This window comes from Arthrobacter sp. AFG20, from assembly GCF_002892795.1.
Lineage (GTDB): Bacteria > Actinomycetota > Actinomycetes > Actinomycetales > Micrococcaceae > Arthrobacter.
In genome coordinates, this window is the sequence record NZ_PJMC01000012.1 from 14,420 (window position 1) to 28,358 (window position 13,939).

Here is a 13,939-nt window from a genome sequence, read left to right on the forward strand (position 1 = left end):
CTCTCCCTAGTTATCGGCCGCGGAAGGCGCGTGCACAGTGGCTGATTCCGTGGCGGTGGCGGCGGCATACCGGCTGGCCGGACGCTGCAGGCCCAGCAGGTCCCGGAAGGTGGAACCCGGCTGCTGCGCCGCCAGCACGCCGCGGCGCCGGAGGGCAGGAAGCACCAGCTGGGCCAGCTCCTCCAGGTCCACGTCCAGGACCGCGGGGTGGAGGCGTACGCCGTCGGCAGTCTCCAAAACGGAGGCCAGCAGTTCGGTGAGCTCCGCAGCGGTGCCGACGAAACGGGCGCGGCTGCTCTGCCAGGGAGTATGCGCATCCAGCTCGGCGAGGCGCCCGACGGCGCTTTGCCCGCGGGCGTCGAGGACGACGTCGAGCTCGGCGATGACGGCGGCCGCGGGAACGGCTGCCCGCGCTTCGGCGATCTCGCCGGCCAGCAGCTCGGGTGTGGGCGCGGAGACGAGGACGGCGTCCGCCGCCCCGGCGGACAGCTGGTCCGCGCCCAGCAGGCCAGCGGGAGCCAGGACCGGCAGCTGTCCCTGCAGCGGACGGGGAATGATGGACGGCCCCTTGACGGAGTAGCCGGCGCCGGCAGCGCTCTCAAAGTCGACGTAGTGCAGCTTGTCGACGTCGAGGTACCGGCCGGTGGCGACGTCGCGGATCACGGCGTCGTCCTCCCAGGAATCCCACAGCCGGCGGCCCACCTCGATCGAATCGGCGGCCTCCCGGCCCAGCCCGTCAGCAGAGACGAAAGAACGTCCGACGGCGGCAGCGTCAACCGCCTGGTCCGAGGCAGCCACCAGCCAGCCGGCGCGCCCGCCGGACACGTAGTCCAGGCTGGCCAGCTGCGTCGAGATGTGGAATGGCTCCGTGTAGACGGTGTCCACCTCGGGGACCAGCACGATGGAACCCGTGACAGGCCCGGCGAAGGCTGCACGCTGCAGGGCGTTCAGCCGGCCTGGGACGTCGCGGCCGTCCACCGAGTCAGCCGCTGGCGGCAGCGATCCGTCGGCAAAAGTCGCCACGTGGAACCCGGCCGATTCGGCGGCCAGCACCGTGGCGCGGACCCGCGTTCCGTCGAGCAGTTCGGCGGGACTGTGCCGGGCCTTGCGCCACGCGGCGGGGTGCGCGCCGTCGCCGTCCAGTTCCAGGGCGAGGAAGCCCTGCCGCACCTGCTCGGTAGAAGGACCAGTGGAGGGGGTGGCTGCAGTGCTCACTTGCCGGCCTGCCTTTCGTAGGGGTTCTGTTCGCCGGCTTCGATGGCCACTGTCAGACGGTTTTCGGCTGGCGGCAGCGGGCAGGTGGCGAGGTCGGTGTAGGCGCACGGGAGGTTCACCGCGCGGTTGAAGTCCAGGGCCACGCGGCCGTCAGCGTCCGGTGCGACCACCGTGAGCGAGCGGTTCGCCGCGTAGGTGGTCTTGCCGGACGTCGCGTCCGTGAACAGCACGGACAGGGTGCCCGGCGCGTGGCCGTTGAAGGCCGTGAGCGTGAGGTCCTGGCCGTCCAGCTCGAACCGGATCTCGCCGGGTGCTTCGTACACGTGCACGATGCCCTCCACGGCGGCCCCAACGGTAGTGGGCCGGGGTGACTCGAACGGCACGTACACGCCCCCGACGGCGAAGCGCGGGTCCGGGGCGTAGGCCGGCGTGCCGCGGTACTCGTTGAGCAGCGGGTTCTCCGGGTGCCGGGGCCGCACGATGTATTCCCCGCCGCGCTTGGCGAGTTCGACGACGGCGGGACCGGCCGTGAGGTTGATGCCCTCACGCTCGGGGATGGGATCGAAGGCGACGGCGGTACTTCCGTCCGTAACTGAGCTGCTGTTCAGCTCCCGGCCGTCGCGCAGCAGGCTTTCGCCGGCCCCCAAAACCACCGTGACGGCGTCGTTCTGCACGCTCCAGATGCCCGGAACGCCCTCGAGCCGGGAGGGTTCCGCACCCAGCCAGTGCAGGTGGGTGACGGCGAGGAAGCCGTGGGGATCGGCGCGGCGGCGCTCATGCGCGGCGTGCCACTGCTCCCATTCGGCGGCGAAGACTGCTGTGCGGGAATCCTGTTCAGTGTGCGTAGACGTGGGCACGGTCGCTCCTGTGGTTGTCGTGGTCGGTGGTGACGGCGGAGGCGGCGTCCGGTTCGGTGGCTCCCGCAAAACCGGGACGGCCGCCAAAGGGATCCGCGGACTCCCAGAGGGTGGTGGGGGCTGATGCGCGCACGGCCGGGATCACCTCGAGCGCGAACCGCTCCAGGATCTCCAGCTGCTGCTCGAAGGGCAGGGTGGTGGGCAGTGAGATGGACTGCAGGTCGTGCCCGTACAGCTCGTGGTAGCTGAGGATCTTGTCGATCACCTGTTCCGGGCTGCCCACCAGTGCCGGGCCCTCCGCCACCGCGTGGTCGATGTCCCGGAACGGCGAGTTGTTGCCGGGAACGTTGCGGGCAGCCGTGAGGCCCTCGTACACCGGGCCGTATTGGCGCTTGGCCTCCTGCGTGGTGCTGGCAATGAACACCCCGCCGGCCCCGCTGCCAGAGCCGAGGTAACGGTGGCGGGGATCATGTCCGTGCCGCTCGTACTCCGCCACGTAGTGGTCGATGAGCACCTTGTAGTTTTCCCGCGGCTGGATGGCGTTCGCGGTGAACAGCGGGTCGCCCCAGCGCGCCGCCAGCGCCGCCGACGTCAGCGTTGTAGCAGACCCGTGCCAAATCCGCGGGGAACCGGCGTACGGACGTGGCGTGGTGGTGGTTTTATCGGTGAGCGCCGGACGGAAGCGGCCGGACCACGTCACGTCCTCCTCGCGCCAGAGCCGGCGCAGCAGGGCGTACTTCTCTTCCAGCAGGTCCCACTGGTCCGCCAGGTCCAGGCCGAAGAGAGGGTACTGCAGCACCTCGTTGCCCTTGCCGATCACCAGTTCCAGCCGGCCGCGGCTGAGCTGGTCGATCGTGGCGTAGTCCTCGGCCACGCGAACCGGGTCCAGGACGGACAGGACGGTGACGCCGCTCTGCAGCCGGATCCGGGAGGTGACCGCCGCGATGGCCGCGAGCACCGTGGTGGGGGAGGACGAGATGAACTCGCCGGCATGCCGCTCGCCTACGGAGAAGCTGTCGTAGCCTAGCTCCTCGGCGCGCCGGGCGGTCTGCACCACTTGGTTGAGACGGTCGGCTGTGGAGACGATTTCCCCGGTGACCGGATTCTTCAGGTGCGGGATGATGTCCAGGACCTGGAACTTCATTTTCCGGCCCCCGTTTGGGTGGAAGCGAAGTTGGCCTCGGTCACGGTCTTGGACTCCGGCAGAGCTTCCTCGGACAGTCCCCAGCGGTCCAGCACCTTGGCGTAGGAGCCGTCCTTGATGGCGGAGTTCAGCGCCTCGGCGATCACCGGTGCCAGGCCGTTGCCCTTGAGCATGGTGGCCGCCACCAGGGTTTCCGACGGCCAGCCGGCGTTGACCTTGCCGACGATCTTCAGGTCGTCGCGGGTGTTTTCCCGGTAGACCGTCGAGGGGTAGGGTGCGATGTTCAGGTCGGTCCGGCCCGAAGACAGCGCCAGGATGGTGTCGGCGTCGGACGAGTAGTACTGCAGGCTGGCGGGTTCTTTGCCTTTGGCCTCGAGCTCCTTGTTCCACGCCAGCAGGATCTTCTCCTGGTTGGTGCCGGAACCCACGGAGATCTTCAGGCCGGAGATGTCGTCGGCGCCCTGGATGTTATAGGACGAGGACTTCTTCGCCTCAAAGCCCATGTAGGCGGCCCGGTAGCTGGCGAAGTCGAACAGCTTCACCCGGTCCTTATTGATGCCCACGTTGGAGAAGACGGCCTCGAAGTCGCCGGACTGGGTCTTCAGCGGCCAGTTCTCCCAGGACGTCACTTGGATGTCGAGCTCCAGGCCCAGCTTGTCCGCCACGAGCTGGGCGATGTCCAACTCGGAGCCGATGGGCGTCTTGTCGTCCGTGGCGTGGAAGGACAGCGGAATCGAACCGGCGGTGGTGGCCACCGTGAGCTTGCCGTCCTTGCCGATCAGCGCCGGCACCTTCGCGGCCAGTGCGGCATCCCTTTCGGCGTGGATCCGCTGCTGGTCCGGTGAGGTGTTGTAGACGACGCCGTTCCGGGCCGCCGTCGTCGCCGCAGCTGATGCGGCACCGGCTGAACCGCCGGAGGCGACGGCGCCGGGATCGGAGCAGGCGGACAGGGCCGCTGTGCTGAGCAGCGTGCCGAGAAGCACGACGGCGGGCAGGGCACCGTTGCGGCGCTGGTTGGAGAAGGGTGCCATGGGAGTTCCTTAGATGTTGAAGGCGGGCTCGATCACCTTGGAGAAGAAACTCCGGGTGCGAACTTCGCGCGGGTTCGTGAAAATGTCCTGAGGTTTGCCTTGTTCGACGATCTGGCCTTGGTCCATGAACACCACGGTGTCCGCCACGTCGCGGGCGAAGCCCATCTCGTGCGTGACGATGACCAGGGTGGTGCCGGACTTGGCTAGCTCGCGGATCACGTCCAGCACCTCGTTGACCAGTTCGGGGTCAAGGGCCGAGGTGGGCTCGTCGAAGAGCAGGATCTTCGGGTCCAGGGCCAACGCCCGGGCGATGGCGACGCGCTGCTGCTGGCCCCCGGAGAGCTGGCGGGGGTACGCATCGGCACGGTCCCGCAGGCCCACACGGTCGAGGAGTTCCAGGCCACGCTCGCGGGCCTCGGACTTCGACCGTCCCTGCGCCACGACGGGTGCCTCGGCCACGTTCTCCAGCGCCGTGAGGTGCGGGAACAGGTTGAAGTTCTGGAACACCATGCCGATTTCGGTGCGCTGCTTCAGGATGTCCCTCTCGGGCAGCTCGTGCAGCTTGTTCCCTTTGACCCGGTAGCCCACCAGCTGGCCGTCGATGGCGATGAACCCGCCATCCACCTTTTCCAGGTGGTTGATGGTCCGCAGCAGGGTGGACTTGCCGGACCCCGACGGGCCCACGATGACGGCCACGCCGCCGGGCTCCACCGTCAGGGAAATGCCCTTCAGGACCTCGGTGGGGCCAAAGAACTTCCTGACCTTGGTGATCTCCACGAGCCCGCGCGTGGCGGCGGGGGCCTCAAGTGTTGTGCTCATCGGAGTCATTTCCTTCCGGTGGTGTTGACCGGGGCGTGGGTGGCGAAAAACTTCCGGGCCTTCTGCAGCGGTGTGAGGGGCAGGGTGCGCACGGCTCCCTTGGAGTAGTGGCGCTCGATGTAGTACTGGAACACGCTGAGCACGGAGGTGATCACCACGTACCAGAGCGTGGCCACGAGCAGCAGCGGCAGGACCTGCTGGGTTCGGTTGTAAATGACCTGCACTGTGTAGAAGAGCTCGGAGTAGGCCAGGACGTAGACGATGGAGGTGCCCTTGACCAGGCCGATGATCTCGTTGAAGGCCGTGGGCAGGATGGCGCGCATGGCCTGCGGCAGCACAATCCGGGTGGACCTGCGCCAGGCCGGGATGCCCAGGGCGGATGCTGCCTCGACCTGGCCCTGGTCCACGGAGAGGATTCCGCCACGGATGATCTCCGCGGAGTAGGCGGCCTGATTCAGCGTCAGGCCGAGCACGGCGGCCGCGAACTGGCTGATCAGGGTGGTGGTCTGCGCCTCGAAGAAGCGGATGTCCGTGAACGGAAGCCCTAAGCTGATCTTCTCGTAGAGGTAGCCCAGGTTGTACCAGAGGAGCATCTGGACCAGCAGCGGCGTGGAACGGAAGATCCACGAGAACGTCCAGGACACGGAGACCAGCAGCGGCGAAGCGGACAGCCGCATGAGGGCGAGGATGAAGCCCAGGATGAAGCCGAGAGCCCCGGAGATGGCCGTGAGCTTGAGGGTTTCCACCAGGCCGTTCACCACGGATTTGGCGGTGAACCACTGGGCCACCACGCCCCATTCCCAGCGCGGGTTCGTGGCCAGGGACCACACAACGGCCGCCACTCCGAGCGCCACCAGCACGGTGCCCACCCAGCGCCACGGGCGGCGGGCGGGAACCAGGCGGTAGTCGGCGTAGTCGACGGCGGCACGCAGCCCGGCGGGGCCGGCCGGCACTGCCGGGGCGGACGGTGAGTCAGCGGCGGGTGGTGTGTCCGTGACGGCCTGCGGGTCAATGGGGGACGGTGTCTCAGCCGGGGGCTGGGACGTCCTGGTAGCTGCTGAACTCATGCGCCATCTCGCTTCTTCCGGTTGATACTTCGGGGGTAGTTGGCTGCAAATCTAGGTGCGGCCGGAAGGTCCGGCAAAGCCGCCTGTTGCATTCGTTCACGCGGCTTAGCGGGGCGTCATGAGACGAATTCTTGCACTGATTTACGCGGCATTACGCGGGGTGAACGGCCGTGACAGGGCCCTCGACGGGCAGTTTGTCCAGACCCTAGATTGAGGGCCCAACCCTTTTCTAAGTGGCCCTTTCTCATCAGGAGTTTCCGATGTCAGCGCAGCACCCATCCGTGGTCTTCATCGGCGGCGGTCCGCGCACGGCCGGCATCCTCGAACGGCTCGCGGCCAACAGGCCCGGGCTCGCGGAGGGCCCGCTGCAGATCCATGTCGTGGAGCCGCACGAGCCAGGCTCCGGCAGGATCTGGCGCTACGACCAGCACCCCGGCCTGATGCTGAATTCCGCCGCGGCGGACGTCACCATGTTCACCGACTCCTCGGTGGTCTGCGAGGGACCGGCCATCGACGGGCCGGGGCTCGCGGCCTGGGCTGCCGGCATCCTGGACGGTTCCATCACCGACGCCCCGGCCCTGCCCCCGCACCTGAAGGAACAGCTGCGCTCACTGACGGCCGGCACCTTTCCCACCCGCCAGCTGCAGAGCAAATACCTCGAGTGGTTCTTCCGCCGCGCCGTCCGCGCCCTCGGCAGCGACGTCCGCGTCACCGTCCACCGCGACACCGCGGTCAGCGTCGAACCGCTGGGCGACCCGCGTGACGGCGGGACCGATGACGGCGGGTACAGCGTGCGGCTGGCCGGCGGCGCCATCCTGCACGCCGACGTCGTGGTTACCGCGCTGGGGCACACCGACGCGGAGCCGGACGCCGGCTCCGCCGCCTGGACCGATTTCGCGGCCCGGAACGGCGGGTTCCACGCGGCGCCCAGCTACACCACCGACGTCGACTATTCACCCATCGCGCCCGGCCAGGACGTCATCGTCTCCGGCATGGGCCTGGCTTTCGTGGACCTGCTGGTGCTGCTCACTGAAGGCCGCGGCGGGCGCTTTGAAGAGACGTCCGACGGCGGGCTGCGCTACCTTCCGTCCGGGGCCGAGCCCAGGCTCTGGGCCGGGTCGCGGCGCGGTGTGCCGTTCCACTCCAAGATCTCCGTGGCACTGCGCGGCGAACCGGCGGCGGCGCCCAGGTTCTTCACCGCCGACGCCGTGGGGGCGCTTCTTGCGGAGCACGCCGAACTGGATTTCCGCACGCATCTGTGGCCCCTGATCGCGAAGGACGCGGGCTACGGCTACTACCGGGAGCTGTTCACCGGCAGCCCGGAGCGGGTGGCGCTGGGCTGGGACGAGTTTGCCGGGCGGTTTGCTGCCCTGGACTGGTACAGCAGCGCACGCCACGAGCTCGTCGCCGCCGCCGTGCCGGACGCTGGGCTGCACCTGGACCTCGAACAGCTCGACAAGCCGTTCGACGGGCAGCTCTTCACCGGCCACGATGACGTCCAGGCAGCGGTGGCCGCCTACATCGAACATGACCTTGAGCTGCGGACAGGACCCGACCACCCGGAAACGCTGGCACTGTTCATGGCACTGCTGAAGGTGTACATGGAACTGGGCAGGATCGTCCCGCCCGAACGGCTGAACGCGCGCTCGCAGGAGGAGGTGCACGGCTGGTGGCACGGGTTCTTCAGCTTTGTGGATTCCGGCCCGCCGCCGCGCCGCCTGCGCGAAATGCTGGCCGTCCACCGCGCCGGGCTGCTGCACTTCCTGGGACCGGGACTCGCCGTAGCCGCCGACGACGCCACCGGCGAGTTCGTGGCGACGTCCGCGCAGTCACCGATAAGCATGCGGGCGAAGGCCTTCATCGAGGCCCGGCTCCCCGGTCCCGCCGTGGCCCGCTCCGCCAACCCGCTGCTCCGCTCGCTGCACGGCACGGGCCTGGGCGCTGAGCAGCACCTGCTCACGTCCGAGGGCGGCCACTCCACCGGCCGGCTCCTGGTCAACTCCGGCCACCAGATGGTGGGCCGCGGCGGCGATACCCGGAGCCGCCTGTTCGGCATCGGCCCCGGGACCTCAGGCTGGGGAGCGGGCGCCTTCGCCCGGCCCGGCACCAACGCCGCGCCGTTCCGGGAGAACGACGCCTTGGCACGAAGGATCCTCACTGCAGTGTCACGCTCTCCGCTCACTGTCCTGGAACTGCCCATGCACGATCCCCGGGTCCGGCCGCTCCTGGATGAGCTCGCCGTCGAATACGACACCCGCTACGGCGACCTTTTTGGCCGGGGCGCGGCGGCAGAGGAACTGAACAGGTACCCGGCCGAGGAATTCGAGGCGCCGGCGGGCGCCCTGCTGATCATCCAGGCGAATGGCGAATCCGTGGCCGGCGGGGCCTTCCGCCGGTACGACGCCGAAACCGCCGAGTTCAAGCGGATCTGGACACACTCGGCGCACCGGCGGCGGGGCCTGGCCCGGCGGGTGCTGGAGGAACTGGAGCGGCTCGCGGCCCGGCGCGGGTACCGCAGCGTCTACCTCACCACGGGTCCACGTCAGCCGGAGGCCAGGCACCTGTACCTGAACACCGGATACACGCCGCAGTTCGACCTCGCCGCCGATCCCGAGACCATCGGGCCGCTGGCGTTCAGGAAGGACCTGGCTGAACCTGTTCTCCTGGCAGGGGATCCGGCTCAGGACCGGGGTGAGGCGCCCAGGTTCACGGGGTCTTCATCGGTCAGGTAGGCGAACTCGGAGTGGGCGGCGAGGTCGATGCCGCGCAGTTCGTCCTCTTCGTGGATGCGCAGGCCCATGGCCATGTCCACCCCCTTGGCGATCACCCAGGTCAGGCCGAAGGAGTAGGCCAGCACGGCAACGGTCGCGAGTGACTGGATGCCCAGTTGCTTCAGCCCGCCGCCGTACAGCAGCCCGCTCACGCCGTTGGGGGCGCTGTCCGTGGCGAAGATGCCAATCAGGAGCGTGCCGATGATGCCACCCACGAGGTGCACGCCCACCACGTCCAGTGAATCGTCGAAGCCGAGGCGGAACTTCCATTCGATCGCCAGCGAGCAGACAGCGCCGGCGATGGCGCCGATGGCCACGGCGCCCAGCGGGCTGACTGCACCACAGGCGGGGGTGATGGCCACGAGGGCGGAGACCAGCCCCGAGGCGGCGCCCATGCTGGTGGTGGCGCCGTGCCGGATCCGTTCAATGAGGGCCCACGCGAGCAGGCCCGCAGAAGCCGCTACAGCCGTGTTGAGGAACACCACCGACGCCGAGTGGCCGGCGGTCAGCGCGGAGCCGGCGTTGAACCCGAACCAGCCGACCCAGAGCAGGCCCGCGCCCACCAGCACCAAGGGACGGCTGTGGGGCTTGGAATGCTCCATCTTGGGCCAGCCGGAGCTGCGGCCCAGGACCAGTGCCAGGGCGAGGGCGGCAGCACCGGCGTTCATGTGCACCGCTGTTCCGCCGGCGAAGTCGATGGCCTTGATGCCGTTGGCGATCCAGCCGCCCGTCACCGAGCCGTCGGCTGAGCTGAACGCGAAGACCCAGTGCGCGATGGGGAAGTAGACCAGCGTGGCCCATACCCCGGCGAACACCATCCAGGCGCCAAACTTCATCCGCCCGGCGGCCGCGCCGGCAACCAGTGCGGTGGTGACGCAGGCGAAGAACAGTTGGAAAGCCGTGAACAGCGCTGCCGGCAGTGCGGCGTCGGGGTTGTCCGTCAGCATCGGCTCAAGGCCCGCGTACTGCGTGACGTCCCCGATCAGGCCCAGGCCGTTCACGGAATTGCCAAAGGCCATCGAGTATCCAAACAGTGCCCACAGCACGGCCACCAGGCTGGCCCCGCCAAAGCACATCATCATCATGTTCAGGATCCGGCGCGATCCCACCATGCCCCCATAGAAGAGGGCCAGAGCGGGAATCATCATGCACACCAGTGCAGAACTTGCGAGGATCCAGGCAACATCTCCAGCGTTCATTTTGAACTCCACTCAAGAAATCGGTGGGTGGCATTTTGCTGAGACCGGACGAATGCCGTGTGTCCCCACAACATAGGCCGCCGGAAACTGCGGTGGGTTTCGGGCAGGTAAATTGCTTGTCACAAGTGTTGCTGGCCACCACGACGACGGCGGCGGGCCCCCCATCAGGGCCGCCGCCGTCGTCGTGTTTGTGTTGAGTCGTGTCCGTACAGATAACGCTCCTAATGTTGGGCGTTGTGGGTGGTGTTCCCGGAGATGTCCACGTCGCCCAACCAGCCGGGCACGGCTCCGGCCACACCCAGGGAGCCAATGGCGATAGCCCCCACCACAGCCAGTGCGCGGAGGTGGGCCGACGCCGTCTTCCGCCCCGCCGGCTCGCTGGCGTCCCGGCGTTTCGCGTGGAGCAGGACGACGGCGATCACCAGCGTTCCCAGCTCGAGGAGGCTTGCGGCCGAATCGGCCAGGCCCGCGGGCTCGGGCACTCCGGGGTTGGGGCCAAAGGGGAGCCCGGCAGTGCGGGACCACACCCACAGAACCAGCGGCACGGCCGAGGCGGCCACAATGGCAAAGAGGACGTTCGGGCCGGGCCGTCCCAGCAGCAGGACGCCGGCGGCCACCTCCGCCATTGCCAGGGCCAGGAAGAAGGCGCTGGCGACGACCCAGTGATTGAGGTGGTCCGGTATGACGGCGAGGTGGATGGCGGCGCAGCCGAACAGTGCCACCGTCGCCACCAACTGCCTGAGGTCCGTGGCGGCCGCCCGGGCCCTGCCGGTCACGGCATGCCGCGGGGTGCGCTCCGGCGTCGTCTTCTGCTGCCGGCTGACGTCCAGCCGGCCGCCCCGAATAGCTATGGTCCACCCGGTCACCACGAGGTTGGTGACCAGGAGCAGGCCGACGCCGTAGCCAAAGGCGGCCAGCTGCAGTCCCAGCGACGACTGGTCCAGCTGGTCCACCGACTGGACGGAGGACGCATGGTGCAGGTTGCTCATGAGATCGTGCTGCAGGGCGTAGTCCCAGGCCTCACTGGCGGCCAAGATGGCAGTCCCGGCCACCGTGCCGGCCGCGGCAATCAGCAGGGCCGTCGTGAAGAAGGCCTTCTTGCCCGCCAGCGCCGGCCCGAACCACCGCATCGCCAGCGTCACGGCCGCAATAACAGCCACTATGAACGCAGGGAGCAGCACGGTTGATTCCCGAAGCCAGCTTAGAAAAGGCTCCTGGGTGCGTTCGATGGCACCTACGGCGCCCCTGAGCGAAACCATCCAGAATCCGTCGGCGTAGGCCATCATCGCCGCCAGCGGGATGACCGTCCGCCAAGGGACCGCGGGGCGGGCCGGCGCCTGGGCGCCGGTCCCGCTGATGCTCCCGCTGGCAGTGCCCGCGGGTACGGCTGTCATGGGGTGATCTCCCAGCCGAACATCATGGCGTGGTCCTCGTGTGCCAGGTTGTGGCAGTGGGCCACATACGGTCCTACGAAGTCCCGGAAGCCGCGGTAGATGATCACCGACTCGCCTGGATCCAGGGCCACCAGGTCCTCACGAGAGACATCATCGGGATGGCCCTTGTCGCCGCCGCGGGTCACGTCCCTGTTGTTCCGCATGACTGTCCGGTGTTCCTCCATGTGCAGATGGAACGGATGGACCCAGCCGCCGCCGCCATTGCGGATCTCCCAGAGGTTGAAGCTGTTCTTCTTCTGCTGGGCAAGCGGTGAGCGGCCTGCGCGGTTCTTGAGGCTGGCGGCAACGGTATTTGGGGTAAAAGGCTTGCCGTTGATGAGCCACTCGGTTTCGCCGCCGCCGGAGCCGCGCTCCACCTCGAAGATCAGCCGGTTGTCCAGCATGGTCTGCCAGTTGCTCGGCAGCGGCGGCAGAGCGCGCATCTGCGTGGGGATCTGGCTGTCGTCGGGAGCGTCGTCGCCGATGACGAACTTGAGCACGGGAACCTTGTACTTCGGGTCCGGTGCGAACCGGGATGAGTTGCTCCACATCCGGCCATTGGGCATCTTCATCACGTTGGTGAGGTAGATGACGTCGCCCTTGGTGGTGGGTGTTCCGTCCTGGTACCGGGTGAAGTCGACGATCACCTCGCGGCGCTTGGCTGGCCACAGTTCAAAGGAATCGCGCTTGATCGGAGACGGCAGCAGGCCGCCGTCGGACGCGATCTGGGTGAACTGCATGCACTGCTGGCCGTCCGGGATGCGGTACTGGCCCTCGAGTTCGTCGCCCTTGTAGCCGAGCGACACGGAGCTCTTGGGGCCCTGGGTGGAGCTCATCAGCTTGAACTCGTAGATCCGGGCGATGGATGCGTCCAGGAACCGGAAGCGGTACTTGCGCCGCTTCACTTCCATCACCGGGCTGGCGGTGCCATTCACGGTGAAGATGTCGCCCACAAAGCCGTGGTTGGGGAAGTGCTTGTAGAACGTCTTTCCCCACCACTCCGGGTGCTTGGCCGGGTTCTTTGCATCCGGGAATTCCTTCTGGACATCGTGGATGTCCTTGTGCATGGTGACGCCGTCGTCGAGCCGGCAGTCGTAGAAGGCCAGCGGAATATCGTATTTGACGTCGAAGGATCCGTCCGAGTTGTCCTTGCGGACACCCGGAAGCCGCAAGCCTTTGGTCTCGTCGCCCATATCCATGCCGTTCTTCGGATCATAGATCGGGTAGAGGCCCACCATGCCCTTGTAGACATTGGATCCGGTATGGTCCATCCGGTGGTCGTGGAACCAGAAAAAGCTCTGCTTCTCGCGGTCATCATTGCCGGCCGGCCAGTTCAGGTACAGGTTGTCGCAGAACGTCTTTGGCAGGTAGCCCTCGTACTTCGGCCCGGCGGTCATCGAGTAGTGCGGGTTGCCGTCGCTCTCCGGGGCGGTGTGGCCGTTGTGCAGGTGGGTCAGGAAGGACCAGTCCGGCGAGCCGAAGTCCTGGCGGTCAAGGTTCAGCGGGTTCTCGTCGAGGTGGTTCTCGAACCGGACCAGGGCCGGCTTGCCGTATTCGGCATTGATCATCGGGCCGGGGAAGGTCCCGTTGAAGCTGTAGATCGTGCTGTCCGGCAGCTTCCGGATGGTGCCGGCCGGATAGGTCTTGCCCTTCTCGTCGAAGGAGATCGTCGGCCGGCCATTGGCATCGATGGGCAGCACATCGGATTTTGTGAACGCGTGCTGGCCCAATTGCACGTCTATCTTGTACACCAGAGGGTCGGGGGAGCCAACCTGGTTCGGCCAGATCTGGTGCCGCTCATTCCGCATCGAGTTCTGCTGGCCCTGGCCAGGGCCCGGCGGCTCGTTCCACTCCGTGTAGCCCTTCGTGGAGCTGTCGCCCACGGCCGGCGTGGGAGCCAGGGCCTTGGGAATGGTGAGCTCCTGGTCGAACGGCTTCAGGATCAGCGGGCTGGTGGGAAATGCCTCGATGTAGAACAGCAGATCACCGAGGGCGGTGGACGATGCGGCGAACGCGCCGTTCGGCGAAAGGAGCCCTTTCTGCGCGAGCAGCGGGCCCGCCCAGCCCTGGGCGGCGACCAGTGCCGCGCCGGCACCTCCTGCCGCGCCGAGCCGCAAGAGGTTGCGACGGGACACGTTGTTGGTCGGCACTTCGTTTGTGGTTGCGGTTTCTTCTGACACGGATATGCGCCTCCTTCGGGGCAAGAAAGAATGGCCTGTTGGTCCCGATAATTGAGCTTTCTCAGGGTCTTTCCCCGGCGGTTTCTGCACCGGGAAATCCTGGCCTTGCGGAAGCTGGCTGCGCTTGTCGTTGCCCCGCGCAACCACTGTGGGGGCAGGGGGTTGGGAAAACATTGGACGTATCCGATGCATACCCCCTCAATGAGATGGGTATGAGGGGGTG

General features: G+C 67.5%; 10 protein-coding genes and 1 pseudogene. 2 read left to right on the forward strand and 9 right to left on the reverse strand.

From position 1 onward, the window contains the following. Positions 1 to 6 precede the first annotated feature (6 nt). From CXZ05_RS14630 to CXZ05_RS14655, 6 genes are read right to left on the reverse strand one after another with little or no spacing between them, the layout of a single operon-like run. Positions 7 to 1,215, reverse strand: a complete 1,209-nt coding sequence (locus tag CXZ05_RS14630) for an LLM class flavin-dependent oxidoreductase (protein WP_102973279.1) — start codon at positions 1,213 to 1,215, stop codon at positions 7 to 9. Beyond that, complete coding sequence (locus CXZ05_RS14635; protein ID WP_102973280.1) at positions 1,212 to 2,072, reverse strand: DUF1684 domain-containing protein; 861 nt, start codon at positions 2,070 to 2,072, stop codon at positions 1,212 to 1,214. The genes CXZ05_RS14630 and CXZ05_RS14635 overlap by 4 nt, the downstream gene beginning before the upstream one ends. Next, positions 2,050 to 3,216, reverse strand: a complete 1,167-nt coding sequence (locus tag CXZ05_RS14640) for an LLM class flavin-dependent oxidoreductase (RefSeq protein WP_102973281.1) — start codon at positions 3,214 to 3,216, stop codon at positions 2,050 to 2,052. Before CXZ05_RS14640 ends, CXZ05_RS14635 begins: the two co-directional genes overlap by 23 nt. Beyond that, positions 3,213 to 4,247 carry an ABC transporter substrate-binding protein gene (locus CXZ05_RS14645; protein ID WP_102973282.1) on the reverse strand — a complete coding sequence of 345 codons (1,035 nt, stop codon included), beginning with the start codon at positions 4,245 to 4,247 and terminating at the stop codon, positions 3,213 to 3,215. Before CXZ05_RS14645 ends, CXZ05_RS14640 begins: the two co-directional genes overlap by 4 nt. Positions 4,248 to 4,256: 9 nt before the next feature. Next, positions 4,257 to 5,066, reverse strand: coding sequence for an amino acid ABC transporter ATP-binding protein (locus CXZ05_RS14650; RefSeq protein WP_102973283.1), 810 nt, complete (start codon positions 5,064 to 5,066; stop codon positions 4,257 to 4,259). Between the two features lie 5 nt (positions 5,067 to 5,071). After that, entirely contained in the window at positions 5,072 to 6,133 is a 1,062-nt protein-coding gene (locus CXZ05_RS14655) for an amino acid ABC transporter permease (RefSeq protein WP_180987400.1), read from the reverse strand. Positions 6,134 to 6,393: 260 nt separating this feature from the next. On the opposite strand from CXZ05_RS14655, the pseudogene CXZ05_RS14660 reads away from it, so the two are divergent. Together CXZ05_RS14660 and CXZ05_RS23460 are read left to right on the forward strand one after the other, a co-directional pair. Continuing rightward, positions 6,394 to 8,301: pseudogene (locus tag CXZ05_RS14660) on the forward strand (FAD/NAD(P)-binding protein); the annotation flags it as partial. A gap of 30 nt (positions 8,302 to 8,331) precedes the next feature. After that, positions 8,332 to 8,865 (forward strand): GNAT family N-acetyltransferase, encoded by a 534-nt coding sequence (locus tag CXZ05_RS23460; protein ID WP_258006603.1) that lies wholly within the window; start codon positions 8,332 to 8,334, stop codon positions 8,863 to 8,865. On the opposite strand, the gene CXZ05_RS14665 is transcribed toward CXZ05_RS23460, so the two are convergent. From CXZ05_RS14665 to CXZ05_RS14675, 3 genes are all read right to left on the reverse strand, one after another. After that, the gene (locus CXZ05_RS14665) at positions 8,814 to 10,103 is read right to left on the reverse strand and encodes an ammonium transporter (protein WP_102973285.1); all 1,290 of its coding nucleotides are present in this window, start codon (positions 10,101 to 10,103) and stop codon (positions 8,814 to 8,816) included. The genes CXZ05_RS23460 and CXZ05_RS14665 overlap by 52 nt on opposite strands. Positions 10,104 to 10,324: 221 nt before the next feature. Beyond that, complete coding sequence (locus CXZ05_RS14670; protein WP_102973286.1) at positions 10,325 to 11,497, reverse strand: hypothetical protein; 1,173 nt, start codon at positions 11,495 to 11,497, stop codon at positions 10,325 to 10,327. Next, positions 11,494 to 13,716 carry a multicopper oxidase family protein gene (locus CXZ05_RS14675; RefSeq protein WP_102973287.1) on the reverse strand — a complete coding sequence of 741 codons (2,223 nt, stop codon included), beginning with the start codon at positions 13,714 to 13,716 and terminating at the stop codon, positions 11,494 to 11,496. The genes CXZ05_RS14670 and CXZ05_RS14675 overlap by 4 nt, the downstream gene beginning before the upstream one ends. Positions 13,717 to 13,939 lie beyond the last annotated feature (223 nt).

What these genes read in the sequence shown, in the direction of transcription:
- CXZ05_RS14645 (WP_102973282.1), bottom strand. Translation starts at nt 4,247, where the DNA reads ATGGCACCCTTCTCCAACCAGCGCCGCAACGGTGCCCTGCCCGCCGTC.
- CXZ05_RS14655 (WP_180987400.1), bottom strand. Translation starts at nt 6,133, where the DNA reads ATGAGTTCAGCAGCTACCAGGACGTCCCAGCCCCCGGCTGAGACACCG.
- CXZ05_RS14670 (WP_102973286.1), bottom strand. Translation starts at nt 11,497, where the DNA reads ATGACAGCCGTACCCGCGGGCACTGCCAGCGGGAGCATCAGCGGGACC.
- CXZ05_RS14665 (WP_102973285.1), bottom strand. Translation starts at nt 10,103, where the DNA reads ATGAACGCTGGAGATGTTGCCTGGATCCTCGCAAGTTCTGCACTGGTG.
- CXZ05_RS14640 (WP_102973281.1), bottom strand. Translation starts at nt 3,216, where the DNA reads ATGAAGTTCCAGGTCCTGGACATCATCCCGCACCTGAAGAATCCGGTC.
- CXZ05_RS14650 (WP_102973283.1), bottom strand. Translation starts at nt 5,066, where the DNA reads ATGAGCACAACACTTGAGGCCCCCGCCGCCACGCGCGGGCTCGTGGAG.
- CXZ05_RS23460 (WP_258006603.1), top strand. Translation starts at nt 8,332, where the DNA reads ATGCACGATCCCCGGGTCCGGCCGCTCCTGGATGAGCTCGCCGTCGAA.